A 26,028-nucleotide genomic window follows, 5' to 3' on the forward strand; every position below is an offset into this window, starting at 1 on the left:
GCCGCCTCACATGTTCTCGGCGCCGGCCTTGACGGCCTCGCGGATCCGGGAGTAGGTGCCACACCGGCAGATGTTGCGCAGCTCGTCCAGGTCCGCGTCCGTGATCTCGCGGCCCTCCGCGTGGGCCTGCTTGACCTTGGCCACGGCCGCCATGATCTGGCCGGGCTGGCAGTAGCCGCACTGGGCGACGTCATGGTCGAGCCAGGCCTGCTGCATCGGGTGAAGGTCCTTGCCGACGGTCGCCGGCAGGCCCTCGATGGTCGTGATCTCGTCGGCCGGCTCGATGTCCTTGACTTGCACGGAGCACGGGTTGAACGCCTTGCCGTTGATGTGCGAGGTGCAGGACTTGCAGACCTCGAGTGCGCATCCGTACTTCGGGCCGGTGACGCCGAGCAGGTCGCGCAGAACCCACAGAAGACGAACGTTGCCCTCGGCATCGACTCTGATCTGCTTGCCGTTGAGCTTGAAAGTGTGCGTTGCCATGACTTCCTCAGAAGGTGTGGTCGAGACCGTCGGTCGGTGACTGCGGGGTGGACGGCTCCAGCGGCAGCGGCTCGAAGCCGAGCGTGCCGTGGTTGATCGGGAAGTACGTCGGCATGGTCCCGGTGGCGCGGGCGTAGGCACACGCGATCGCGGCGAAGGCCGGCGCCACCGCCAGCTCGCCGGCGCCACTGGGATTGTCACTGGTGTTGGGCATGATGATCACCTGGACGTCCTGCGGCGTGTTCCACTGCCGGGTGTAGAAGTAGTTGTCCCAACTGCCCTCGAGAGGCATGCCGTTCTTGATGTGCAGGCTGGAGGTCAGCGCCAGCGCGATGGCGTCCTGCAGACCCCCGATCATCTGGGCTTCCAGTCCGCGGGGGTTGATGCAGAAGCCTGGATCGACCACGATCAGTGCCTTCGTCACGCGCGGGCCGCTCACGCCGTCCGGAATCGGCCTGCTCACCGTCTCCGGCCGGCAGTCGATCTCGACCAGGGTCGCGACCGCGCCGCGGTACTCTGCGTGCAGCCCGACACCCTGCGCCATGCCTTTCGGCATCGTCTTGCCCCAGTCGCCGACCTCGGCAGCCTTGTTCAGCACCGCCAGCAATCGCGGGTCCTTCAGGAAGTTGCGGCGGAACCGGACCGGGTCCTGGCCCAGCTTCGCCGCGAGCCGATCGACCACGAGCTCCTCGGCACAGACGACGTTCGGCGAGTAGATGTTGCGCATGCTGCCGGTGTTGAACTTCAACGGGATCTCGTTCAGCAACTGCGTGGTGACACCGAAGTTGTACGGCGACGACTGGCTGAGCGCGAAGATCGTCTCGGCGAACGAGAGGTTCCCGCCGACCGGCAGATGCGCGGCGGTCGCGGTGATCATCTCACCGAGGCCATGACCGAACTCGGTCTGCACACTGGTGTGCCGCTGCTCGTAGCTGAGCACGTTGCCGGCCAGGTAGTTCACCCGCACGCGCGACGTACACATCGGGTGGACGCGTCCCTGGCGGAAGTTGTCCGTGCGCGACCAGGACAGTCTGACCGGCTTGCCCATCTTCTGGGAGATCTCCGCCGCCTCGGCGGCGACATCGTGGAACAGGTGCCGGCCGAACGAGCCACCGCCCTGGATCACGTGCACCTTCACCGCGTCGATCGGGAGCCCCAGCCGTTTGGCGATGTCCTCCTGGGCGACGATCGGCACCTTGAGGCTGGCCCAGATCTCCGCGCTGTCCGGGCGGACGTCGGCGATCGCGCAGTCCGGTTCGAGCGGGCTGTTGCTGGCGAAGGCGAAGACGAACTCGGCGTCGATCGTGCTCGACAGCAGCGGCGGCACGGCCATCGGCAGCTGAGCCGCACGCAGCTTCGCCAGCACGGTGGCATCGGACTCGTTGTCCACCGTCCCCGGACCCCAGGTCGCGTCGACCACCTGGATGGCGTCGATGCACTGACCGAACGTCTCGCCCCGGATCGCCACGCCGTGGGTGATGGCGACGACGTCGGTGATGCCGGGCATCGCGCGTACGGCGGCGAGATTGTTGACCGACTTGACCGTGCCGTTGATCGTCGGCGGCCGGGCCACCATGGTCGGCTTGGCGTTCGGGACCTCCAGGTCCATCCCGAACTGCTTCCGGCCGGTGACGATGTCGAGAGCGTCGACGCGGTTGTGCGGGCGCCCGAGGACGGTGAACTCGGACTGGGGTTTGAGCTCGGCGGACACCGTGATCGTCCGGGAACTGGCCGCGGCCTTCGCCAACGACCCGTACGTCGCCGTCCGTCCGCTCGGCCCACTCACCACCCCATCGCGAGTGGTGAGCTTGCCGGCGGCCACACCCCACTGCGCGGCGGCCGTTTCCACCAGGCGTTGCCGAGCGATCGCAGCGGCCGTGCGGACCGGGATGTACATGCTGCGCATCGAGTTCGAACCGCCGGTCAGCTGATTCATCAGCAACTCCGGCCGCGCGTCGGCGAGGCCGATGGTGATCTTGTCCATCGGCAGGTCCAGTTCCTCGGCGACCATCATCGCGATCGACGTGGTCACGCCCTGGCCGACCTCTGCCCTGGGTACGGCGAAGAACGCGGTGCCGTCGGTCTTCAGTTCGACCGAGATCAGGCCGGACGTGGGCGCGGCCGCGAGGTTCTGCAGATCGCCGAGGTCGAAGATGTCTTCGGGCTGCGGCACTGAGGGCACCGCGGCATCCGCCGGCCGGGTCTCGGCCGAGTCGGCGATCCAGCTCACTCCGACCGCCAGGGTCGGCGCGGCGAGGAGGTACCCGAGGACCCGACGGCGCCCCAGCCGGCCGCGCTGCTCTGTTGACTCGTCCGGCGACCGACGATGTTCGGCCATGAAGATTCCTCCGTGTTCGACCAATGCTGGGAACGCAGTCTGACAGCGCGGAAGCCGCCGCGGCATGGCCAGAACGCCTACGTTTGGCCCAGCCTGACTGTGCACAACGCACAGCGGAGGGATCAGCCGCTCTGCGGCGGAAACAGCCTGATGGCACGGAGCGCGAGGCCGAGATCCAGGTGGTAGGCGGCGTCGGTCAGGTCGCGTCCGGTGATCTGCTGGATCCGGTGGAGGCGGTTGATCACCGTGTTGCGATGGCAGTGCGCCAACTCCGCTGTGCCGCGGACGGAACCGCCTGCCGCCACCCACCTCTCGAGGGTGTCGAGCAGTAGTTCCCGCTCGGCCGTCGGCACGTCCATGAGTGGCACCAGCCACGTCTGGACGAGTTGTTCGGCAAGCTCCGGGGCACTGAGCAGCAAGGCTTCTGGCAGCCGCTCGGTCAACGACGCCACCCCGACCTGACCGACCGGCAGAGTTCGCCTGGCCAGCGTCGCCAGGCGGTACGCGACGTCCACGTTGGCAAGCCCGGATACCACGCCAGACACGCCGGCCGGCGCGCGTACGGCGGCGCGCAGCGACCGGAGTACTGTGTCCGGAACTTCCGTGCCCAGGGCAAGCAATCCGACGACCGTGTGCGCACGCACCTGCCACGCCGAGCCGACCCGGACACCGGCCAGCCGCCGTTTGAGCGAAGCGGTCGTGCAGTCGTCGTCGACCAGGTTGTCGATCGCCACCACCGCGTACCGGCCGTTCACCGGGACGTCGAGGACCGTTGCCGCCTCCTGGACGAAAGCCCGGTCCTTCCCGCGGCCGTGCAGCAACCCTTCCCAGAGCGTCGATCTCCGTCGCTCGTCGGCGCGGACGAGCTGACGTTCGGCAGTGTGATAGGCCGCCGCGACCTGCGAGGACGTGTTGTCGACGACCTCCCAGACCTTGCTCGCGACATCCAGCAGCGCATCGGAGTCGACCACGCCCTGCGCACGGGCCTCGTCGATCAGCGCCTCCCAGACCAGCCGCCCGCCGAGCCGGAACGAGCGGAGCACGTCATCCAGCGGCATCCGCTGCTCGGCCCGGCGCCGTCCCGTCTCCCGCGCAGCGTCGAAGTAGTCGTCGGTCGCGGACCGGCCCAGGCAGCGGTCCGTGTCGGCGACCATCTGCACAACCCGGGCGACGTTGTCATGACATGACTGCCACAGGTCGTCCGGCGGAACCGAGTTCACCTCGCGATAGGCGGGGTTCTGCTCGTAGATGGTCTGCACCAGCGCGTCGGTCACCGCATTCAGCTGCAGCAGGACGCTCCCAGCCAATGACTCCGCAGTCCGCGGCGCCACCGGCCGCGCGACGTACCGCCGTGCCACCTCACTCATAGTCGGCACAGCATCGCACACCGTCGCCAGACCTCACAGCCCGGACGGGGCTCCGGACATTGCCGGAGCCCCGTCGCGGTACGCCGTACGGCGGTTCAGCCGAGGCAGTCCTTGACTGCGGCGGCCAGGCTCGACGCGCGCGGTTCGCCGATGCGGAACGACCAGAGGTTCATCACGTAGCCGAAGCCGAGCCCGGCGTCGGGGTCCGCGAAGCCGATCGATCCGCCGGAGCCCGGGTGGCCGAACGACTTCGGCCCGAGCATCGGCTGCGGCGGGCAGGACCGCCAGAACCCGAGCGACATGTAGAAGGAGCGGTCGGCCGGGATGTCCAGGCCTGGCGGGAGCCCGTACATCCGCGTCTTGTCGGTCTGGACCTCGATCGCCCGCTCGACCGTGGCGGGGTCCAGCAGCCGGATGCCGTCGACGTCGCTCACCGTTGCGGCGTACATCCGGGCCACCGACCGCGCGTCGGCGACCATGTTCGCGGCCGGAACCTCGGCCGCCCGCCAGGCACGTTTGGTGAAGTAGTCGGAGGTCGGGTCGAACGCGCCGCCGAGCGTGCCGGCGGCGGCCTGGACCGAGCCCTCGCCCCACACCGAGGTCATCCAGGCGTTGACCGTGTCCGCGTCCAGCCCGGTGGTCTCGATGATCCCTTCGGTCATCTCCTCCAGGGTGAACGGGGCGGCGTACTCGATCGTGGCCACCTTCTCTTCCTGCTCCTCGGGCAACCCGATCCAGGCGTGCAGACCGAGCGGACCGGCCACCTCGTCGGCGAAGAACGTGCCGAGCGACTTGCCCGAGATCCGGCGCACGACCTCACCGACCAGAAACCCGAAGGTCATCGCGTGGTAGACGTGCTCGGTGCCCGGCTTCCACAACGGCTTCTGCGCCTCGAGCGCCCGGATCACCGGGTCCCAGGCGTACGCCTCCTCGAGCGTCAACGGTCCGTCGATGACCGGCAGACCGACCTGGTGCGACAGCAGCCAGCGCACCGGGATCTGGTCTTTGCCGGCTGCCCCGAACTCCGGCCAGTACTTGACGACCGGGGCGTCCAGGTCCAGCTCACCGCGCTGCGCCAGCATGTGCGCGCAGATCGCGGTGGCACCCTTCGTCGTGGACGCGACCTGGGCGATGGTGTCCTCGTTCCACGGCCGCTTCGCCGCGGTGTCGGCGTAGCCGCCCCACAGGTCGACGACTGGGCGACCTCCCGCGTAGACGCAGCACGACGCGCCCGCCTCGCCGGGGTTCCCCTCGAAGTTGGCGCGGAACGCGTCCGCGACCTTCCCCCAACCGTCCTCAACGTGTCCGTGCACGTTCGTCGTGTTCATGCTGCTATAACCGCCCTTTTCGAGAGTTGTCCGGTCTTCCTGGCACCACCATCACCAGCCGCACTGACGCCGACCAGTCACCACACTGACACGGCGTCAGCTCGACGCCCGTTCGATGGCCGCGTCTATCACACGTCTGAAAAAAGACAGCAACTAGGTCTTGCTGATATCTCAACTCGATCCTACTGTGATTTCAATCGGTCGCCGAGCGAAGGAGATCCCAGTGCCTCCCAGTCCCGATCCGCGCACGCCCGGCTGGCGAGTCGGCGCCGACATCGGCGGCACCTTCACCGATGTCATCGCACTGGGCCCAGCGGGCGAGGTGGTGCCGATCAAGGTCCCGTCCACGCCCCCCGACTTCGGCTCCGGCGTCGTGGCGGCAACCGTCGGCGTACTCTCGTCGGCCTCCGCCGAGCCGGAATCCGTGGTCGGCATGCTGCACGGGACAACCGTGGCCACCAATGCCATCCTGGCGATGAACGGTGTGCGCACCGCGGTGGTGACGACGCGCGGTTTCCGCGACGTACTGGAGATCGGGCGCCTGCGACGGCCGGTGCTCTACGACCTGTCGTGGTCCAAGCCCGAGCCGCTCGCGCGGCGCCGGCATCGGTACGAACTCGACCAGCGCATCACGGCCGACGGGCGTCTCGAGCCACCGGCCGATGACGAGGAGGTCCGGACGTTGGCCGCGCGCTTGCGAGCGGACGGCATCGAAGCAGTCGCCCTCTGCCTGATCAACTCCTACGTCCGCCCGGACGAGGAGCGTCGCGTCGCCGAACTGCTGCGGGCCGAGCTGCCCGGTGTCTATGTCACAGCATCGGTCGACGTGTCCCCGCAGCCGCACGAATTCGAGCGCACGAGCACCGCGACGGTCAACGCGTACGTCGGTCCCGCGGTGCACGGTTACCTCACCCGGCTGGAGGAAGGGCTGCGAGCCGTGAAGGTGAGCGCCCCGCTGATGGTCATGCAGTCCAGCGGAGGACTGCTCGATGCGGCGTCCGTCGCACACCGGCCGGTGCAGATCATCGAGTCCGGGCCGGCGGCCGGGGTCACCGCCGTACAGAAGCTCGCGCAGCTGATCGGATTGTCGACTGTGGTCGCGTTCGACATGGGCGGGACCACGGCGAAGGCCTCCCTGATCGAGCACGGTGAGCCGTTCGTCTCGGCCGACTACGAGGTCGGCGGCGGGATGAACGTTGCCCGTGGCATCAGCTCCGGTGCCGGGTATCCGGTGCGGGCGCCGTCCATCGACATCGCCGAGGTCGGCTCCGGCGGTGGCAGCATCATCTCCGTCGACGCCGCCGGCGCGCTCCATGTCGGACCGGCCAGCGCAGGGTCGCGTCCCGGCCCGGCCTGCTACGGCCAGGGCGGTGAGCAGCCGACTCTGACCGACGCCAACGTGACGCTGGGATATCTCAGCCCGCACGACCTCGCCGGTGGCCGGGTGGCGATTCATCCCGAGCTGGCGGTGAAGTCGCTGTCGCCGGTCGCCGAGCAGCTCGGTGGCGACGTACCCGGTACGGCGCGCGGGGCATACCAGGTAGCTGTGTCGAGCATGACGACCGCGGTCAAGGCAGTGACCAGCGAACGTGGCCGTGACCCTCGCGAGGCGACGATGGTCGCCTTCGGTGGCGCCGGACCGCTCTATGCCGCCGCCCTGGCCAAGGAGCTGGGGATCTCGACCGTCATCGTGCCTGTGTATCCGGGCCTGTTCAGCAGCCTCGGCCTGCTCGTCGCCGACACCGAACGCCACGAGCTCACGCCGTACCGGGAGGAGTTCGCCGAGGTGAGGGCGCTCGCCACGGAGTTCGGGCTGCTGGCAACGAAGGTGAGCGCAGACCTGGGACCCGGCGCCGTCGTGGACCGGTTGCTGGACATGCGCTACCACGGCCAGCGCTTCGAGCTCCGCATCCGGGTGCCCGACGGCGACCTCACCGACGACCTGCTCGCCGAGGTACGAGCCCGGTTCCACGCCGAGCACAAACGCACGTACGGCCGGGCCGGCTCCGACGAGTTGGTCGAGCTGGTCAATCTCCGGGTCCGCGGCCGGATGCTGACCGACGTGTCGATCGCCGACGTGCTGGACTCCCCCGTCGTCCGGGCTCACGAGCCCACAACCCGCGACTGCCGGTTCGCCGCGACCGTGCGTACGCCGGTGGTGTCGCGCTCCGATCTCGGCACCGAGCCCGTGGACGGTCCGATGATCATCGAGGATATGGACGCCACCACCCTCGTCCCGCCAGGTGCGCGAGTACACCGTGACCGGTTCAACAACATCGTCATCACCTGGAGTCCCGAATGATCCGCGACGCCGTGACCTTCGAGGTCTTCCGCAATGCCGTCACCGGACTCGCCGACGAGATGGCGATCACGATCCTGCGGACGGCGCACTCGCAGCTTGTTGCCTCCAGCATGGATTTCTCCGCCGCACTGTGCGACGCGCAGGGCCGGGTGATCGCCCAGGCCAACACCCTGCCGCTCCACCTCGGGTCCATTCCGGGCGCGATGGAGGCGATCTTCGACGAGTTCGGCGACGCGATCCGGCCAGGAGACCTCTATCTGCTGAACGACCCGTCCCTGGGCGGCATGCACCTGCCGGACATCTTCGCGGTCTCCCCCGTCTTCACCGGCGAGACTCTCCTGGGCTTCTCGGTCACGGTCGTCAACCACACCGACGTCGGCGGGTGGGCGGCCGGTTCGATGGCCGTGCAGTCGACCAGCATCTTCGCCGAAGGCGTGCAGATCCCGCCCTCGCGGCTGCTCGACGCCGGCGTCCTGAACGAGACCTTCCTGCGACTCATCCTGCGCAACGTCCGCGAACCCGAACTGCTGCGCGGGGACCTCGAGTCCCAACTGGCGGCCTGCCACACCGGGGCCGAAGGCCTGCGCGCGCTCGCGGCACGCCACGGCACCGAACGATTCGTCTCCCTCATCGACGAGTTGCTCGACTACTCCGAGACGTTGCTGCGAGCCGCGCTGGCCGAGGCGGTCCCGGGCACCTACGAGTTCACCGACCACATCGACGACGACGGCCTCGGCTCGGACCCGATCCCGATCCGGGTGGTGGCCACGCTGTCCGAGGCCGGGATCGAGCTCGACTTCACCGGTTCCGCGCCGCAGGTCAACTCCGCGCTCAACGCGACGGAGTCCTTCACCCGCTCCGCCGGCTATGCCGCCCTGCAAGGTGTCCTCGCCTCGGACATCCCGGCCAACAGCGGCTTCTACCGGCCGTTCACGTTCGTCATCCCCGAAGCCTCGATCCTGAACGGACAGCGGCCGGCCGCGCGCGCCGCCCGTGGCCTCGTGGGCTTCCGGATCGTCGACGCGGTGCTCGGGGCGCTCGCCCCGGTCTTCCCCACCCGGGTGCCCGCCGCCGGAGACGGTGGGCCCAACGGGATCGCGATCGGCATCGTCGAGGCGGACGGCGACTCCACCGTGCTGTGGGATCCGTTGGCCGGAGCGTGGGGCGCGCGGCCCGACCGGGACGGTGTGGACGGGATCAGCGCGCTGGGCTCCAACCTGACGAACACCCCGATCGAGGAACTGGAACGCTCAGGTCACCTCCGCATCGACGGCTACGGCTACCTCCCGGACTCCGGTGGAGCAGGTCGCTGGCGTGGCGGCCTGGCGACGTTCCGGGACATGACGCTGCTGGCACCCGAGGCCACCGTGCAGATCAGGTCGGACCGGCGGATGTTCCTGCCCTACGGGCTGGCCGGCGGCGCGCCGGGGACACCGTCGCTGAACATCCTCGACCCCGACGGTAACGACGAGCGGATGCTGGCCTCCAAACCGCATTTCGTGATGACAGCAGGAGACCGCCACCGGCATGTGACCGCCGGCGGCGGCGGCCACGGGTCCGCCTTCGAGCGTGCCCCGGAGAGGGTTCTCGAGGATGTCCTCGACGGCAAGGTCACGCACGCGGGGGCCGCCCGGGACTACGGCGTCGTCGTCAGCGAAGACGGCGTCATCGATGCCGCTGCCACCGCCAGGTTGCGCGGCAAGACGCCCTGATGCGTCGTTGCGGCCCGACCACGGTCGCGGAAACATCATCCCCACCGACCCGATTGGACTTCTGATGAGTTCAACCGCCGCTACCACCCAGAACTCCGTCGCACCTCAGACCTGGCGCAAAGTCAGCCTCCGGATCACCCCGCTGATCGGCCTCGCGTACGTGGTGAGCTTCACCGACCGCGCGAACCTCGGTTACATCGCCGCACCGATGTCGCGTGACCTGGGCCTGACCAAGTCGCAGCTCGGCCTCGCCGCCGGCCTGTTCTTCATCGGCTACGTCCTCGTCGAGGTGCCGAGCAACATGATGCTGCGCCGGTTCGGCGCACGGGTCTGGATCGCCAGGATCATGATCACCTGGGGTCTGATCACCGCCGCGACGGCGGCCGTCGACTCGGCGGCCACACTGTTCGTCGCCCGGCTCCTGCTCGGGTTCGCCGAAGCCGGCCTGGGCGCCGGAATCCTGCTCTACATCACCTACTGGTTCCCGCGCCGCCAGCGTTCCTGGGCCCTGTCGCTGTTCATCCTGATGACTCCGGTGTCGGCGATCATCGGGTCTCCCCTGGCGGCGGCAGTGCTCAAGTGGGGCGAGCAGGTGCTCGGTCTCACCGGCTGGCGGGCCCTGTTCCTCATCGAGGGCGCGCTGACCGTCGTCGTCAGCGTCCTGATCTTCGCATTGCTGCCGGACCGCCCGAGCGACGCACAGTGGCTCGACGACGGGGAGAAGGCCGGCATCGAGAACACGCTCGCCGCCGAGGCCGCCGAACACCGCGCCAACGGTGCGCTCACCGGGTTGCGCGAGGCGCTGACCAGCGGCCGGGTCTGGGCGATGGCCGTGACGTGGTTCGCGATCGCGTTCGGACTGTATCCGCTGGCGTACTTCCTGCCCACGATGATCGCGTCCATCACGCACAGCATCGGTCCGGCCGGCGACGTCAGCAGCGTGCTGCTGTCCGCGATCCCGTGGGCCGTGTCTGTGGTGGCTCTGCTCACCTGGGCGCACTTCGCCGGCCGCAAGACCGCGGTCACGGCGACCGCCGTACCGCTGGCCTGTGGTGCGACGGGGCTCGTGCTGGCGACCTTCACCAACAGCGGCCTTCCGTTCGTGCTCGCGGTCTGCCTGAGCGTCGCCGGGATCATTTCCGCGATGCCCCAGTTCTGGCGGATCCCGGCGATCGGCCTGACCGGCGCGGCCGCCGCCTCCGGGATCGCGCTGATCAACTCCGTCAGCAACCTGAGCGGATTCGTCGGTCCCTACATCACCGGAGCCATCGCGGACGCGACCGGAAGTTTCTCCTATGCCCTACTGACCATCGCCATCATCATGCTCGCCGCCATGGGTGTCCTGCTGACCACAGGACGCCGGATCGAGCGGCTGGACGGGAGCCGGTCTTGACCACTGCACTGATCATCGGCGATCTCCAGAAGGGGATCACGGGCAACTATCCGTTCGCCCGGCACGTCGTCCCACCCGTCACCGAACTGCTGTCGCGCGCCCGTGCGGCCGGCGTTCTCGTGGTGTTCGTCCACTTCGCCTTCCGGGCGAACGGGACCGACGTGCCGCCGGACAGTGCCCTGCTGAGATCGTTCTACGAGGCCGGGGACGCCTTCCACGATGGATCGCCCGGAACCGAGGTCGACCTAACGGTCGCCGACGGGGACGTCGTCGTACTCAAGCGCCGCGCCAGCGCCTTCGCCGGCACAGATCTCGACCTGGTGCTGCGCGCGGCCGGCGTCAACAGGCTCGTGATCGCCGGCGTCGCGACCAGCGCGATGGTGGCCGCGACGTGCTACGACGCGGCCGACCGCGGCTACCAGGTGACCGTACTGCGGGACGGGTGCGCCGACGGCGACCAGGCGATGCACGACTTCTTCATGGACGCGGTCTTCCCCAGCCGCGGATTCGAGGTCGTCGATTCCACCGACTGGAACGGGTTGGACGCGTGAACGCTACGTTGCTGGACCGGCTCCGGACGGACCTCGACGTACGCCGGGAGACCACCGGGTTGCGCCGCGATCTCGTTGCCTCAGGCATCCAAGGACCGACCCTGCGCGTCGGCGGGGAGATCCTCGTCAACTTCGCCTCCAACGACTATCTCGGGCTCGCCGCCGACCCGGAGGTGCTCGAATCGGCGCAGCGGGCGCTGCGCGACCTGGGACTCGGCGTCACTGCGGGACGCGTACTGTGCGGCACGCGGGAGATCCACGGTGAGCTCGAGGCGGCCATCGCGGACCTGGTCGGAGCCGAGGACGCAGTGCTGTACAGCTCCTGCTTCGATGCGAACCTCGGCACCTTCGACGCCCTGCTCGGCCGGGATGACGCCGTCTTCAGCGACGCCCTGAACCACGCCAGTCTGATCGACGGCATCCGCCTGACGTCGGCCCGCCGGTACGTCTTCCGCCATGCCGACCTCGACGAGCTCGAACGCCAACTCGCCGCCTGCGCGGATGCCCGCCACCGGCTCATCGTCACCGACGGAGTCTTCAGCATGGACGGCGACATCGTTGCCTTGCCACAGCTCGCGGAACTCGCGCAGCACTACGACGCGGCGCTCATGGTCGATGACTCTCACGCCACGGGTGTACTTGGCGCCACCGGTGCCGGCACAGCCGAGTACTACGGACTGGACGGACGCATCGACGTACTGACAGGGACGCTGGGCAAGGCGCTCGGCGGTGGCGCCGGCGGTTTCGTCGCCGGGTCCCATGCTGTCGTGGAGACACTGCGCCAGGTCTCACGCCCGTACATCTTCACCAACGCGATGTCACCGCCCCTGGCCGCTGCGGCACTGACTGCGATCCGGATCGCGCGAGGACACCCCGAGCTTCGGGAACGCCTGGCCGCCAACTCGGCCTGGCTCCGGACGGCACTGCAGGATCTCGGGTACGGCGTACTGCCCGGTGAGCACCCCATCATCCCGGTGATGCTCCGCGGCGGCTCGCTCGCCCGCGACGTAGCAGCCGCCCTCCGGCGAGACGGCGTCCTTGCCTTCGCCTTGTCACATCCAGTCGTGCCCGCGGGCGAGGAGCGGATCAGAGTGCAGGTCTCGGCGTCACACACCACCAACCAACTCGAACTCGCGGCGGCCGCCTTCGGTCGCGCGTACGCCGTCATGGCGGGCGTATGAGCGCCGACGACGGGCTCCGCGCACCCACCAGCGCGGACAGTGCGGAGCTGGAGGGCCGGGTCGCGATCGTGACCGGCGGTGCGAGCGGCATGGGCCTCGCGACCGTGCACGCACTGGCGCGCCGCGGCGCGACCGTCGCGGTCTTCGATCTCGCAGCGCCTGGCCGCACCGAGCTGGCGTCGATGCTGGAGGTGGCGGCGGACCGTGTCCGGTCGGTCGCGGTGGACGTCACGGACAGCGGACAGGTCGACCGTGCGGTCGCCTCAGTGCTGGCGGAGCAGACGCGGCTCGACATCCTGATCAACGCGGCGGGTATCGCACCGCCGACGGCGTTCGAGGACATCACCGAGGACGAGTGGAGCCGCGTGCTCGCGGTCAGCGTGAACGGCACGTTCCTTTGCTGCCAACGAGCGCTTCCTGCGATGCGCGACGGCGGCTGGGGCCGGATCGTCAATTTCTCCTCCACCGCCGGCAAGACGATCAGTACGGCCGGCGGCGCGCACTACACGACCGCGAAGCACGGCGTCCTCGGGCTCACCCGGCACCTGGCGAAGGCCTACGGGCCGGTCGGGGTCACTGTGAACGCGGTGTGCCCGGGCCTGATCGACACGCCGATGGCCCGGGGCCTCCTGCCCGAGGGCTCGCTCGAGCGCCCGACGCGGTCGTTCCCGGTGCCCCGGGTCGGCCTGCCCTGGGAGGTCGCAGAGCTCGTCGCCTTCCTCGCCTCCGATCGGGCCGCCTACATCACGGGCGCGGCCGTCGACATCAACGGAGGTGATCTCATCGTCTGAGCCGACGGCCCGCAGAACTCCTTGGGAACCGATCAGAAGGGTGAGCAAGCCAGTGAGCACCATCAAGACCATCCATCACCGCATCGGCGGCCGGAAGACCGCCGGCGAGTCGAGCCGCACCGCCCCGGTGTGGGACCCCGCGACCGGTGAGCGCCAGGCCGAGGTCTACCTGGCCGAGGCCGCCGACGTCGACGCGGCGGTGCAGGCGGCGCGCGCCGCGCTGCCGGGCTGGGCCGAGACCTCGGTCATGCGCCGCTCGCGGCTGATGTTTGCCTTCCGCAACCTTGTTGAGAAGTACCTCGACGACCTGGCCCGGATCGTCTGCTCCGAGCACGGCAAGGTCCTCGACGACGCCCGGGCCGAGGTCCTGCGCGGCATGGAGGTGGTCGAGTTCGCCTGCGGGATCCCGCAGTTGCTCAAGGGCGAGTACTCCGACCAGGTCTCGACCGATGTCGACCTGTTCTCCTTCCGCCAGCCACTCGGCGTCTGCGCCGGCATCACGCCGTTCAACTTCCCCGCGCTGGTCCCGCTGTGGATGCACCCGATCGCGATCGCGACCGGCAACACGTTCGTCCTCAAGCCCTCCGAGCGCGACCCGTCGGCCTCCAACTTCCTCGCCGAGCTGTATGTGGACGCCGGCCTGCCCGACGGCGTCTTCAACGTCGTCCACGGCGACAAGGTCGCGGTCGACGCGATCCTCGACCACCCGGACATCGCCGCGGTGTCGTTCGTCGGCTCGACACCGATCGCGCAGTACGTGCACGAGCGGGCGACCCGGCGCGGTAAGCGGGTGCAGGCACTCGGTGGCGCCAAGAACCACGCCGTCGTACTGCCGGACGCCGACCTCGACCAGGCCGCCGACCACCTGATCGCTGCCGCCTACGGCTCCGCGGGCCAACGCTGTATGGCGATCTCCGTCGCCGTCGCGGTCGGCGACGTCGCCGATCCGCTCGTCGAGCGGGTGGGCAAGAAGGCGCAGGCCGTCAAGGTCGGTCCGGGGCTGGAGGCCGGGGCCGAGATGGGTCCGGTCGTGTCACCCGAGGCGCTCGAGCGGATCAGGGACTACATCGGCCTCGGCGTCGACGCGGGCGCCGACCTCGTCGTGGACGGCCGCAAACTCGATGTCGAGGGCAACGGATTCTTCGTCGGCCCGACCGTGTTCGACCACGTCACGCCCGCGATGGACGTCTATCGCAACGAGATCTTCGGTCCGGTGCTGGTCGTCGTCCGGGTGGGCACGCTGGAGGAGGCCATCGACCTCGTCAACCGCAACCCCTGGGCCAACGGCACGGCGATCTTCACCGCGAGCGGGCAGGCGGCGCGTACCTTCCAGCGCTCCGTGCAGGTCGGAATGATCGGCGTCAACGTCCCGGTCCCGGTGCCGATGGCGTTCTACTCGTTCGGCGGTTGGAAGGACTCGCTCTTCGGCGACCATCACGTCCACGGCCCCGAGGGCATCGCGTTCTACACCCGTGCGAAGGCCGTCACCACTCGCTGGCCGGAGGAGACGACGGACGGCCCGCACCTCCACTTCCCCACCGCGGTCTGACCCCTCAAGGCCGCGTCCCGGCACCCGATCCCCGGCGGGTGCCGCAGGTGCCGGCCCGCGCGAGCTACTTCGGGCGGGCCGGCACCGGCATCTCGATGCTGGCCCTGCTGACCGAGGCGCTCTTCGACAGGACCTGAAGGACGTCCTGGCGCACCCGCTCGCAGCGTTTGTGCGAGGCGGCCCGGGTGGCGTCGACGTCCCGGTCGCGCAGTCGCTCGAAGATGGCTTGCAGCTCCCCCGGCGGACTCGCGATGTCAGGCGAGATCAAGGTGGCCATCCGCAGCACCCGCTCCAGCTCGTCGAGCAGATCCACGATCGCCTTGGCCAGCCGGTTGTTGCCGCTGTAGTTGGCGATGATGGCCTCGAACTCGATCCCGGCCTGCAGCGACTCTTCGAGCCCCACTTCGCCCGCGGCGAGCTCGAAAGACACCTTGGACAGCACTTCGAGCCGCCTGAGCGCGGGCGCCTCGACGCCTCGGTGTGCAGCGGCAGCGGCGGCCTCGCTGCACAGCAGTGTCCGCACCGCACACAGATCATCGGTGTCCTGGAGTGTGATCGGGCTGACGACGTACCCCGCGCGCGGGAGCGCGTTCACGAGTCCGTCCCGCCGCAGCCGCGCGAGTGCCTCCCGGACCGGCGTCTTGCTGATCCGCCATTGCTGCGCGAGCGACGTCTCGGTGAAGCTGCTCCCGGGCGGCAACGTCAGATCGATGATCTGGCGCCTGATCGCCCGATAGGCCTGGCTGGTGCGGTCGAGGCCGCTCTCTTCGCTACCGACCAGCAGGAGCGCGGGAACGTGAGGCGTTCCCCGGATCACAGAATGGATGTCTGGCACTCCATCAGCGTACCACCGAGCCGAATTGATACAGCAGCACTAGCGAATGGATGTGTTCTAAGATGTTTATATTCCCTTTTGATATCTCAACGGGATAAACTCTGCTTGTGCAGCGATCTTGGACTCCCCCCGTGCGCGACCTCCCGACCATGGGTGCGATGAGCGCGCGCGACCGCGCGGCACGGAGCACCCACGCCGGCGTGCGGGTCCTCCCGCTCGTGGGCGCCCCGGTCCTTCCCATGCCGGCGCATGTACGCCAGGCGGTCGCGGACGCGATGGACCAGCCCGACCCACGCAACAGCCGTGGTCTCCCCGAATTGCGGATGGCGATCGCCGTCGAGCTCCGGCGCGACCACAGCCTCCGCGTCGATCCCGACCGTCGCCTGCTCATCACCCACGGAGCGATGCACGGCCTCTCCCTCGTCCTGCGCACCGTGCTCGCTCCGGGCGACGAGGTCATCGTCCCGACGCCTACCTTCTTCTTCGACGGCCTCATCCGCGAATCCGGCGCGACGCCGGCGTACGTCCCGTGCCTCGAGGGCGACGGCTGGGCGCTCGACCCCGCCAGGCTGGAGGCCGCCATCACGCCACACAGCCGCGCGATCCTCCTGTGCAACCCGAACAACCCGACGGGCTACCTGCCCGACGCCGCGACCATCGCGGCGGTGGTCGACATCGCGGCGCGCCACCGGCTCCTCGTCGTCTCCGACGACTCCTGGCAGCACTTCACGTACGACGGTCGCCACTACCAACCCGTAGAGGCCTTCGCCGACCGCTGGCCGCACATCGTCACCATCACCAGTCTCAGCAAGTACTACGCACTCGCGACCTGGCGTCTCAGCTATGTCGTGGCGCCGCCGACCATCATCGACGCGCTCGAGCGCCGGCTCCAATGGGAGGCGGTGTGTTGCGGCGTGGTTCCACAACGGGCTGCGGTCGCTACCCTCACCGGGCCGCGCGACTGGCTCGACAGCGCGCTTTCGACGTACCAGGCCAAGCGGGACCTCGTCTGCGACGGCATCGTGGCGAGCGGCCTGCCCGATCCCGTGCGACCCGCCGCCGGCGCCTTCTTGCTCGCCGACTGCTCTCGCCTCGGCAAGACCCCGGCCGACATGGACCGCACTCTGCTGCGCCACGGCATCGCGACAATCCGCGGCGCCGACATGCACGCCCCCGACACCCACGTCCGCCTCACCTTCGGCTCAAGCGAGCAAGTGCTCAACGAGTTGGTCGACGCCCTCACCCGAGCCCACCAAGAATCCGCCTCGTAGTCAGCACAGTGCGCTGTCGGCGCAGTACTCCACCTGGCCGCCGACCACGGTTGCGAGCACCTGGATATCCAGCAACGAGTCCACGGCGACGTCCGTCCTCCGGAGGACGGCCGAGAGGGCTCTGCCGGGTCACCGCCTGGTAGATCACCACGAGGGGTGACCCGTGAGGCATCTGGTTGCCTACGGCAAGCACCAGCCACGGTGTGTCAGTACCGCCGATGGCGATCATCCTCAGCCCGGGCCATCCCGGCGAGCTGATCGTCCCGGAGCTGGACGACGTGCTCGACGCGATGGCGCAACCCCACCAGAACGCCAATCCCACCGCACGCCTCATCGTCCCACCCCACCCTGAAGCGCCCGCCGGGCAGCTCGTGGAAACTGCCGATCCGGGAGGCATCACTACACTCAGGCTCATGAAGATCAGCGCACGCAACCAGATTCCCGCGCGAGTCACCGGCATCACCCGAGGCGAGGCGATCGCGAACGTCGAGCTCGATGCCAACGGGGTCCGTCTCGTGGCGTCGATCACCGTCGAGGCGGTCAACGACCTCGGCCTTGCGGAAGGCAGCACCGTCACGGCCCTCATCAAGGCCTCGGATGTCATTCTCGTCGCTGACAACTGAGTGCCGGGTCCACCATTCCGCACCCACCCACGTCGGCAATCAATCGATTGACTGCTGACGGGGCATCAGCACGCAGCGGCGTGGGCTTTCACACACTGAAGCCACCGCCGTAGGTTGGCCGGCGGCGGCCGGCCGCGTTGGCGTCACGCTGGTGGTGGCGCCACGAATCGGCATCTGGCCTGCGCGTTTGCCCGCTCCTAGGATCTGGAACGAGCAGCTCATCCGGTACGCCGGGTACGAGCAGCCGGACGGGGGTGTCCTCGGGGACCCTCGCTACCGAGCTTTCACCAGCGAACTCATCCGGCGCGGGTGGCGGCCGCCCGAGCGCACGGGAGCCTTGGACGGGCTCCCGCTCGTCGTGGAGACCGTCGAGGAGGGACCGCGGATGTTCCCGCTCCCCGGTCAAGCGGTTCACGAGGTCCCGCTCGAGCACCCCGAGCTGACCTGGTTCGCCGACCTCGGCATGCGGTGGCACGCGGTCCCCGTGATCAGCAACGACCGGCTGGAGATCGGCGGTGTCTCCTACCCGGCCGGATCGTGTCGCCGATGTCCGGCTCGCAGACCCCGGTCTTCCACGACGTCGAGAACAAGGTGCCGAACTTCTTCTCCGACGACGACGCATCCCGCCGGTCGCTCGAAGGCGGTCCCCCCGCCTTCCGCTCAATCAATTGCCCAACGCAACTATCCGGCCGGCCACGGCCCGCGTCGCGGACCGTGGCTGCGATCGGCTCCAGGGGGCGCGGCTAGGACGCGGCAGGCGCGGCCTCGTTGGCTTCCTCGAGATCCTCGTCGGTGACTGTGTGCGACTCCGACGTACCGCCCAGCTCTGTCAGCTTGTCCGACACCGCCGTCGCTTCATCGACCGGCGCCAGCACTCCGACGGCGGCCTTGCCATCGCTGAGCGCGGATCCGAGGCGTTCACGGGCGGCCTTGTCCATTCCGAGCCCCTTGTGGTGCAGCGCACCGACAAGTCCGCCACCGACTACTCCGACAGCGAGGCCGACGGGGGTGAACAATGCCAGCGCCAGACCGATTCCCGCTCCCTTGCCAGTGCTGCGTTTGCCGACCTTTTCAGCCTTGACCTCGCCCTTCTCGTTCAGGACCAGAACCCCGATCGCATCATGCTTAGCGAGCCCGGAGTCTTTGAGTGTCTGCGCAGCGGAATCCGCCGCCGCCTCGTCCCCGAAAATTGCCAACACAACGATCTTGTTTCCCATGGGATTCCCTCGATAGGTGGGCCAATCGCAACCGCGACATACTCGTTTCTAGTGCGTCGGCCAGACCTACCGCCTCACCCCCGACGGATGGTTCCCGGACCACCTCAGTGCAACTGTGCGTCGCGCCTTCGTCACCGAAGTGATCAACGCCGAGACGCTCGTACGACGTACTGGACAAGCATTCCTGGACTTGCCGCCAAGGCCTTCCGTGAGCGCCCGTTCCGGCACATGATGCAATCGAGACCGACGGAAGGACCGGTTCGATGTCCAGCCTGGCGAGCTACACGACGTTGTACGTGACTGCGATCGGGCTGGCCGGGGACCCGGACCTCGAGAACATCTTCGCGGTGCGGTGGGACGCCGGCGGGCGCGATCCGGAAGAGTCGTCGGCAGCAGACTTCATCCGGTGGCTCGACCACGGCGACGGCCGGGCATTCGTACGGCGTACCGACGGCAGTCGAGGCCCCCGGGTTCGCGTCGACTCCGACCAAACGCGGCGCTACCTCCGCAGCCGCGACGACGAGGCCTCGCAACAAGACGAACTGCTCCTCCTGCCGCACTGGTACACCGGCAAACACTCCACCAAGCACCTCAGCCGAAGCTAGCCCCCGGCAGGCGCTGGCACCTTCGTCAGTGCTCCAGCGCCCAGCCGATGCGAACAAGTAGTTGCCTTCAGCAACTTCATCGGCGAAGCTGTGGTCACAGCACCGGGTGCCTCGATGAGTCGAACGGCTAACCACCCACGGGCCGCCCGCGACCTGGGCTGAGACGGTCACCCGCTGGTAGGGCCTCTGCGACCCGGGACGTGAGGTCCGTCTCTCTTTTCAGGGTGGCGGTTTTTTTCATAAGGAGGTTATGCATAATGGGGTTATGCAATCGGATGCCTCCGGCGCTGAGTTGGTCGTGGTGCTCGAGCACCTCGTGACGTTCATCCGCCAGGTCTCGACCGCCGGCGACCTCAGCGCGGCCGCCTCGTCCGCCCTGAATCGCCTCGGACGTGACGGACCCCACGGGCTGACGGAGCTGGCTCACGCCCAGCGCGCCTCCCAGCCAGGGATGACGCAGTTGGTCACCCGGATGGAACGCGAGGGCCTGGTGCGCCGCACCGCGAAGAGCGACGACCGCCGCACCGTGCTGGTGGAAGCGACCGAAGCCGGCCTCGATCTCCTCAGGCGCCGGCGTGCGGAGCGCGCCGAGGCGCTGCAGCACCTGCTCAACCGCCTGGATCCGCAGGATCAGGCCGCCATCGCCGCCGCACTTCCCGCGCTCGCCCGACTCGTCGAGTCCCGGGCATCCGACTGACTACGCGCATCGACAACACCACCGTCAGGAGAACCTGCAGATGACTGCATCCCATGGGACGGCTCCGAGCCCGTTCAAGCAGCCGCGTGCCGTCTGGGCCGTGGCATTCGCCTGTGTCGTCTCGTTCATGGGCATCGGGCTCGTCGATCCGATCCTGCCCGCACTGGCCGGCAGCTTGCACGCCACGCCGAGCCAGGTGTCGCTGCTGTTCACCAGCTACCTGGTCGTGACCGCGGTCGCGATGCTGGTCGTCGGCTGGGTATCCAGCCGCATCGGTGCCAAGCGAACTCTGATCCTCGGACTGATCCTCATCGTCGCGTTCGCCGCGCTCGCCGGCACCTCGAACACCATCGGCGGCATCGTCGGTTTCCGCGCCGGCTGGGGCCTGGGCAACGCCCTGTTCATCGCGACCAGCCTCGCCGTCATCGTGGCCTCGGCCAGCGGCGGCTTCGCCGGGGCGATCATCCTGTACGAGACCGCGCTCGGCCTCGGCATCGCGGTCGGGCCACTGCTCGGCGGCGAGCTCGGCAGCATCAGCTGGCGCTGGCCGTTCTTCGGCGTCGCGGTCCTGATGTTCATCGCCCTCGTCGCGACCGTCGCGTTCGTCCCGAACCTGCCGAAACCAGAGCACAAGACATCGCTGGCCGCGCCGCTCAAGGCGTTGCGGCACCGCGGCCTGCTGACCATGGGCATCATGGCGCTGCTCTACAACTGGGGATTCTTCACCATGCTCGGCTACGCGCCGTACCCCATGGAACTCAACGCCCACAAGCTCGGCCTCGTCTTCACCGGCTGGGGCCTGCTGGTCGCCGCCTTCAGCGTGTTCTTCGCACCGCGGCTGCAGGCGCGCTTCGGTACGGCGCCGGTGCTCTACGTCAACCTGTTCTGCCTCGGCATCGTCATGGCCGTGATCGCGATCGGCGTGAACACTCCGGCGGCGGTCATCGTCGCGGTCATCATCAGTGGCGCGTTCATCGGCATCAACAACACGTTGACCACCCAGGCGGTCATGCTCGTCTCGCCGGTGGAGCGGCCGGTCGCCTCCTCGGCGTACGGCTTCGTCCGGTTCATCGGCGGCGGCCTCGCGCCGTTCGCCGCGGGCAAGCTCGCCGACGCTACCAACCTCAGCGTCCCCTTCTACGTCGGCGGCGTCGCCTTCATCCTGGCCATCGTCGTCCTCGCCTCCGGCCACAAACTGGTCGCCGCAGCCGAGAAGGGCGCGGCCGAGGGCGAGACCGTACGCCCGAGCCTGCAACCCGTCGGCGACACACCGACGGCTGGGTACCAACCGGTCATCGTCGCGGTCGGTGCCACCGACGACGCCGCCGAAATCGTCGACGCGGCCGCCATGATCGCCCGCGACGCCGGTCGCCCATTGGAGGTCGTCCACGTCCGCGAGACCGCCGTGGTCGAAGAACTGGCCATCGACGCCGAGGACGCCGAACAGGCACACACCGCGGTCCAGGACCACCTCGACCGGCTGTTCGCGCAAGGCATCGCTGCCACCGGTCAGGTGCTCACCAGCGTCGGCGACCACGCTGCCGCAGGCCGGGTCCTCGCCCAGCACGCCGACGACGTCGACGCGCGCGTGGTTGCAGTCGGTCGGTCCCCACGCGGGCCGGCGGCCCAGTTCGCCGACGGTAGCTTCACGACCGCAGTGACCCACGCCGCGGCCCGCACGGTCGTACTGGTCGAACCCGGCAAAAACGCCGTACCGGTTGCCAGCCTGCTAGCTGCACAGCAGAACACCTAACCCAGGCATGCGATGCGGCTCCGAGCGACGGAGGGTGTTATTGCCTAACGCAACTATTCGGCCGGCCGCGCTCGTCAGGCCCGTGGTCGGCGTCCCATAAGGCGCCGCCACGGGTCTGACGGCCTCACTCAGGCCTTGGTTTTGCGGGCCCTCGGCTTGCGGATGGCGGGATGCGAGCCGTTGCCGTTGGTCTCCGGCTCGGGCTCGGCCGCGAACGGGATGAACGGCATGGTCAGCGGAAGCGCCGCCAGCCGCATCAGGAGCAGGACGTTGTCGTCTCCGGCAGTCTTGTTGAGACGGAGTCGCCCACAGTTGGTGCACCTGTGGATGAGGACCCAGCGGCCCTCGCCGCGGACCGTGACCGCGATCGGCTCCATGCCGCCGGCGCAATCGGCCTTGCGATCACCCGGGACGTTGCGGTCGAGATGGCGCGACCACAGACAGCTCGGGCAATGGTTGCGATGGGTAGTTCCAGGGGCGTCGAGGGAAACCTCTACGCCGCAGTGCTCACAGCTGAACGAACGTGCGAATGCCAAGCCAAAGAACCTTTCAGAGCGAAGCTGCTGGACAGGACAGACATCGGCTTCCCTCCTTCCGGTCCGCGCCGGCTCATCCGGCACACCGCCTCCAGCAGATCAGCCCGCCTCTACCAGCGTCAATCGATTAACTCCTGGGAACCATCGACGATTCATCCCCGTGCCGCTCCGCGGACGGTCGCCCGCTGCTGGGCCGTCAGGGCCAGGCGCATGGTTTCGAAAGTGTGCTCCTGCGGTGCGGCCGAGGTGGTTCGATCCCGTACGTCGCGAACCAGATCGGAGTAGTAGGTGGTCTGCACCTGCGAGCAGTCGATGTACTGCATACCTTCCTGATTGACCAGGAACAGATGGTCGCCACCATCCCGGCCCGCGATATCCACGTACTTGCGCAACTCGATGTAGCCGTCCGTGCCGAGGATCATCAGGCGACCGTCGCCCCAAGTGGGCAGACCGGCCGGGGTGTACCAGTCGACCCGGATGTAACCCTGGGCGTTGTCACTGCGCAGCAGGATCTCACCGAAATCCTGCAGACCAGGCTCGTCGGGGTTGGCGAAGTTCCCCACCGTGCTCGCCACAACCTCAGCGGTCCGGGCGCCGGTCAACCACAGGAACTGGTCGATCTGGTGGGACGCGATGTCGGTCAGGATCCCGCCGTACCGGTTGTTGTCGTAGAACCAGTCCGGGCGACCCGCCCCACCACCGAGATGGCCCCGGTCCCCCACACGGTGCGGCCCGATCCCCAGTGTCTGCACCACGGTCCCGATCCGGCCCTCGCGGACCAGCTCACCGGCCTTGATCACGCTCGGCACCTCGAACCGCTCCGAGAACGTCACCGACCAGAACCGCCCGGTCTGACCGACCGCCTTCTCGATCTCCTCCAACTGTTCCAAACTCACACAGCCGGGCTTGTCGGTCATCACGTCCTTGCCGGCCCGCAACGCCGCCACCGCGATCGGCCCCCGCCGATCCGGTACGGCGGCCGTCACGATCAAGTCGATCCCGTCCCGGCTGAGCAAGTCGTCCGGACTCTCGACCACCGGAACATCCGGGTACTGCTCCCGGACCCGGGTCGCGATCGCAGCCGACGGATCGTCGGTCGCCATCCCGACGAACTCCGCACCAGCCCCGATCAGGCCCGCGATCTGACCGAAGATGTGCGCGTGATCAAGCCCGACCGCGGCGAACCTGACAGCCTGCGTGGAAGTCACTCGTATTCCTCCCGACTCGACGAAGCTTCGACTGCCACTCACCCTATGCCAGTTTGGCAAGCGCTTGCCAACCCCTGGCGAGCCGTCCACGGTCAGAGGGACGACACCCTTCGCTCCATCCGCTGCAGGGTGGAGTCGGAAATCTCCACTCCCCAACCAGGCGCGTCGGACAGCACCACCTCGCCGTCCCGCGCGACCGGGAAGGGCTCGTAGACCCGCATCGCCGAGGCGTCCTCGATGGTCCACTCGTGAAAGAGGTTGCACGCCGGCATCGCTGTCACCAGATGCGCGGTGAAGATCGCCGTCAGCGATCTCCCTGACGAATGCGGTACGCACGGGAGCCCGGCAAGGTTGGCCAGCTCCGCAACCTGCCGAGCACGCGTGATGCCGCCGATGTAACAGACATCGGGCTGGATGACATCGGCCACGCCGTCCCGCACGATCCGTCCCATGTTCTCGACCGAGAACTCCTGCTCCCCCAGCCCGACGGGGATGTCGAGGGCGGCCGCGACGCTCCTGGTGTTCTCGTACTCCCAGAACGGCACCGGCTCTTCGAAGTGCAGGTAGTCGTGCTCCTCGAGCAGTCGCCCGATCCGGACCGCCTGGCCCGGGGAGTAGGCGCCATTGGCATCCGCGCTGATCTCGATGTCGTCGCCGAGTTCCTTCCGCAGCAGGGGAACCAACTGCCAGGTCCGGCCGGTACGCGACTCCGCATCGCGACCGTTACGCTCGCCGATCTTGATCTTCACCGCGCGGAAGCCATGCGCAGCGACGGCGGCGACCATCCGATCAACCTCCTCCGCAGGCGTCGTGTCGCGACGCATGGCCGAGCCGTAGACCGGCACCGACGGCCGGAACTTTCCACCGAGCAGCTGGTACACCGGCTGGGACTTCGCCTTGCCCACCAGGTCCCACAGCGCGGTGTCCACGCCGGCCAGTGCTCGGAACACGAAGCTGCCGAAGTACTTGTACTCGGCCCGTGCGCACTCCTCGGCCAGGGTCATCACATCGAACGGGTCGCGACCGAGATAGTTCGGCGCGATCAGAGTGTGCAACACCTCCCCCGTGATCCGGGCCTCGGAGTGCGCGGTCTGCCCATATCCCACGAGCCCGTCGTCGGTACGGACGCGGACGATGCAGCCGTGGCCGTCGAACGTCTCGATCGAGATGATCTTGGTCAAAGCGACTCCGCCCGAGCCGGCAGCTTGTAGAAGGCCCGGGCGTTCTCCGTGTAGATGCTGTCCCGCTGCGCCGCGGGCAACCGGACCTGGAAGGCGTGCGCGGGATGGTCGAAGTCCCAGTGCGGATAGTCCGTCGAGAACATCACCTTGTCGGTTCCGCCGAGGTGTGCGAACACCTTGTGCAGGTCGGCCGGCCGATGCGGTTCCTCGATCGGCTGCGTCGTCATCCAGAAGTGCTCGCGCAGGTACTCCGACGGCCTGCGCCGAACGTGCGGAACCTCCGAGCGGAAGCGCTCCCAATGGGTGTCCATTCGCCAGGCTAGGGACGGCAACCAGCCGAACCCGCCCTCGATCAGCGCGATGCGCAGGTTCGGAAGCCGCTCGAAGATCCCGCCGAAGATCAGGCTCGCCACGTGCGCCTGGAACGCACCGGACATCCCGGCGTGATCCTCCAGGTAGAAGGACGGCCAACCTGCCGCACTGATGGGTACGCCGCGGACGCCACCGCCGTAGTGAATGCCGACGGGCAGGTCATGACGGGCGGCGGCCTCGTACATCTTCCAATAGCGCCGATCGCCGAGCGGTGCCGAACTACGTGCGACCAGCAGAACCTGCACGAACCCCGGATGACCCGCGAGTCGCTCGATCTCAGCGACCGCCTGCTCGCTGTGCTCGGCCGGCACGATCATGCCCGCTCGCAGCCGCGGCTCCGGCTCGAGCCACTCCTTGATCTGCCAGTCGTTGGTCGCCGCCGACAGCGCCGCGGAGAACTCGGGATCCATTTGGCTGCCGGAGGAACTCAGCGGGCCGAGGATCCCGAACTCGACGTTCAATCCGTCGAGATGCTGTTTCTGCATGAACCCCAGATCGGCACCCGCGGGCAGTCCGGACGGCGGAAAGGCGTCGTACCGGGCCGGCGATCCCTTGGGATACACGTTTCCCGAGTGCTGGCGTGAGCCGAAGGTCTTCAGATGGTTGAGCCAGCGACTCGAGAGGTAGGGCTCCAGGGCGCCAGGTGCCATCACGTTGTGGATGTCGCAGTCGATGATCATCTGCTTCGCAGCGGTACGGCGTACGGCCCGTGGCTGCGTCTGTGTCTCAGTCATG

The 26,028-nt window shown here is 68.3% G+C and carries 23 protein-coding genes; 13 read left to right on the forward strand and 10 right to left on the reverse strand.

Annotated features, from left to right (window positions below; all coding sequences use genetic code 11):
• Nucleotides 1-6 precede the first annotated feature (6 nt).
• The 4 genes from OG876_RS35600 to OG876_RS35615 all read right to left on the reverse strand — a co-directional run bounded on the left by OG876_RS35600 (nt 7) and on the right by OG876_RS35615 (nt 5,516).
• Nucleotides 7-483, reverse strand: coding sequence for a (2Fe-2S)-binding protein (locus tag OG876_RS35600; protein WP_328521098.1), 477 nt, complete (start codon nt 481-483; stop codon nt 7-9).
• Between the two features lie 7 nt (nt 484-490).
• The gene (locus OG876_RS35605) at nt 491-2,821 is read right to left on the reverse strand and encodes a molybdopterin cofactor-binding domain-containing protein (RefSeq protein WP_328521099.1); all 2,331 of its coding nucleotides are present in this window, start codon (nt 2,819-2,821) and stop codon (nt 491-493) included.
• A 122-nt stretch (nt 2,822-2,943) separates the two neighbouring features.
• Entirely contained in the window at nt 2,944-4,188 is a 1,245-nt protein-coding gene (locus tag OG876_RS35610) for a PucR family transcriptional regulator (RefSeq protein ID WP_328521100.1), read from the reverse strand.
• A 95-nt stretch (nt 4,189-4,283) separates the two neighbouring features.
• A complete protein-coding gene (locus tag OG876_RS35615; protein WP_328521101.1) occupies nt 4,284-5,516 on the reverse strand; it encodes a serine hydrolase domain-containing protein in 1,233 nt (410 codons plus the stop codon).
• A 223-nt stretch (nt 5,517-5,739) separates the two neighbouring features.
• On the opposite strand from OG876_RS35615, the gene OG876_RS35620 reads away from it, so the two are divergent.
• The 7 genes from OG876_RS35620 (at nt 5,740) to OG876_RS35650 (ending at nt 14,995) form a co-directional block, all read left to right on the forward strand.
• Entirely contained in the window at nt 5,740-7,818 is a 2,079-nt protein-coding gene (locus tag OG876_RS35620; RefSeq protein ID WP_328521102.1) for a hydantoinase/oxoprolinase family protein, read from the forward strand.
• Entirely contained in the window at nt 7,815-9,530 is a 1,716-nt protein-coding gene (locus OG876_RS35625) for a hydantoinase B/oxoprolinase family protein (protein ID WP_328521103.1), read from the forward strand. The genes OG876_RS35620 and OG876_RS35625 overlap by 4 nt, the downstream gene beginning before the upstream one ends.
• A gap of 64 nt (nt 9,531-9,594) precedes the next feature.
• Nucleotides 9,595-10,923 (forward strand): MFS transporter, encoded by a 1,329-nt coding sequence (locus OG876_RS35630; protein WP_328521104.1) that lies wholly within the window; start codon nt 9,595-9,597, stop codon nt 10,921-10,923.
• A complete protein-coding gene (locus OG876_RS35635) occupies nt 10,920-11,474 on the forward strand; it encodes a cysteine hydrolase family protein (RefSeq protein WP_328521105.1) in 555 nt (184 codons plus the stop codon). The genes OG876_RS35630 and OG876_RS35635 overlap by 4 nt, the downstream gene beginning before the upstream one ends.
• Entirely contained in the window at nt 11,471-12,655 is a 1,185-nt protein-coding gene (locus OG876_RS35640; protein WP_328521106.1) for a glycine C-acetyltransferase, read from the forward strand. The genes OG876_RS35635 and OG876_RS35640 overlap by 4 nt, the downstream gene beginning before the upstream one ends.
• The gene (locus OG876_RS35645; protein ID WP_328521107.1) at nt 12,652-13,446 is read left to right on the forward strand and encodes an SDR family NAD(P)-dependent oxidoreductase; all 795 of its coding nucleotides are present in this window, start codon (nt 12,652-12,654) and stop codon (nt 13,444-13,446) included. Before OG876_RS35640 ends, OG876_RS35645 begins: the two co-directional genes overlap by 4 nt.
• A 52-nt stretch (nt 13,447-13,498) precedes the next feature.
• Complete coding sequence (locus tag OG876_RS35650; protein ID WP_328521108.1) at nt 13,499-14,995, forward strand: CoA-acylating methylmalonate-semialdehyde dehydrogenase; 1,497 nt, start codon at nt 13,499-13,501, stop codon at nt 14,993-14,995.
• Between the two features lie 64 nt (nt 14,996-15,059).
• On the opposite strand, the gene OG876_RS35655 is transcribed toward OG876_RS35650, so the two are convergent.
• Nucleotides 15,060-15,830 carry a GntR family transcriptional regulator gene (locus tag OG876_RS35655; RefSeq protein ID WP_328521109.1) on the reverse strand — a complete coding sequence of 257 codons (771 nt, stop codon included), beginning with the start codon at nt 15,828-15,830 and terminating at the stop codon, nt 15,060-15,062.
• A gap of 158 nt (nt 15,831-15,988) precedes the next feature.
• Here OG876_RS35655 and OG876_RS35660 point away from each other — a divergent pair, with 158 nt between their 5' ends.
• From OG876_RS35660 to OG876_RS44160, 3 genes are all read left to right on the forward strand, one after another.
• Nucleotides 15,989-17,101, forward strand: coding sequence for a pyridoxal phosphate-dependent aminotransferase (locus tag OG876_RS35660; protein ID WP_328521110.1), 1,113 nt, complete (start codon nt 15,989-15,991; stop codon nt 17,099-17,101).
• Between the two features lie 218 nt (nt 17,102-17,319).
• Entirely contained in the window at nt 17,320-17,724 is a 405-nt protein-coding gene (locus OG876_RS35665; protein ID WP_328521111.1) for a TOBE domain-containing protein, read from the forward strand.
• A gap of 154 nt (nt 17,725-17,878) precedes the next feature.
• The gene (locus tag OG876_RS44160) at nt 17,879-18,520 is read left to right on the forward strand and encodes a nitric oxide synthase oxygenase (RefSeq protein ID WP_442914201.1); all 642 of its coding nucleotides are present in this window, start codon (nt 17,879-17,881) and stop codon (nt 18,518-18,520) included.
• Here the strand turns inward: OG876_RS44160 and OG876_RS35670 are convergent.
• Complete coding sequence (locus OG876_RS35670) at nt 18,468-18,941, reverse strand: DUF1269 domain-containing protein (protein ID WP_328521112.1); 474 nt, start codon at nt 18,939-18,941, stop codon at nt 18,468-18,470. The genes OG876_RS44160 and OG876_RS35670 overlap by 53 nt on opposite strands.
• 263 nt (nt 18,942-19,204) lie before the next feature.
• On the opposite strand from OG876_RS35670, the gene OG876_RS35675 reads away from it, so the two are divergent.
• The 3 genes from OG876_RS35675 to OG876_RS35685 all read left to right on the forward strand — a co-directional run bounded on the left by OG876_RS35675 (nt 19,205) and on the right by OG876_RS35685 (nt 21,996).
• Nucleotides 19,205-19,546, forward strand: coding sequence for a hypothetical protein (locus OG876_RS35675; protein WP_328521113.1), 342 nt, complete (start codon nt 19,205-19,207; stop codon nt 19,544-19,546).
• A gap of 265 nt (nt 19,547-19,811) precedes the next feature.
• Nucleotides 19,812-20,243 carry a MarR family winged helix-turn-helix transcriptional regulator gene (locus OG876_RS35680; protein WP_328521114.1) on the forward strand — a complete coding sequence of 144 codons (432 nt, stop codon included), beginning with the start codon at nt 19,812-19,814 and terminating at the stop codon, nt 20,241-20,243.
• Between the two features lie 40 nt (nt 20,244-20,283).
• Nucleotides 20,284-21,996: an MFS transporter gene (locus OG876_RS35685; RefSeq protein ID WP_328521115.1), complete on the forward strand. Its 1,713-nt coding sequence runs from the start codon at nt 20,284-20,286 to the stop codon at nt 21,994-21,996.
• Between the two features lie 128 nt (nt 21,997-22,124).
• Here the strand turns inward: OG876_RS35685 and OG876_RS35690 are convergent, their stop codons facing one another.
• The 4 genes from OG876_RS35690 to OG876_RS35705 all read right to left on the reverse strand — a co-directional run bounded on the left by OG876_RS35690 (nt 22,125) and on the right by OG876_RS35705 (nt 26,027).
• On the reverse strand, nt 22,125-22,616 hold the full coding sequence (locus OG876_RS35690) for an RNHCP domain-containing protein (protein ID WP_328521116.1): 492 nt from the start codon (nt 22,614-22,616) through the stop codon (nt 22,125-22,127).
• 68 nt (nt 22,617-22,684) lie between these two features.
• Complete coding sequence (locus OG876_RS35695; protein WP_328521117.1) at nt 22,685-23,740, reverse strand: Gfo/Idh/MocA family protein; 1,056 nt, start codon at nt 23,738-23,740, stop codon at nt 22,685-22,687.
• 92 nt (nt 23,741-23,832) lie between these two features.
• On the reverse strand, nt 23,833-24,921 hold the full coding sequence (locus OG876_RS35700) for a mandelate racemase/muconate lactonizing enzyme family protein (RefSeq protein WP_328521118.1): 1,089 nt from the start codon (nt 24,919-24,921) through the stop codon (nt 23,833-23,835).
• Nucleotides 24,918-26,027, reverse strand: coding sequence for an amidohydrolase family protein (locus OG876_RS35705; protein ID WP_328521119.1), 1,110 nt, complete (start codon nt 26,025-26,027; stop codon nt 24,918-24,920). Before OG876_RS35705 ends, OG876_RS35700 begins: the two co-directional genes overlap by 4 nt.
• Nucleotide 26,028 lies beyond the last annotated feature (1 nt).

This window comes from Kribbella sp. NBC_00359 (genome assembly GCF_036097425.1).
Lineage (GTDB): Bacteria > Actinomycetota > Actinomycetes > Propionibacteriales > Kribbellaceae > Kribbella.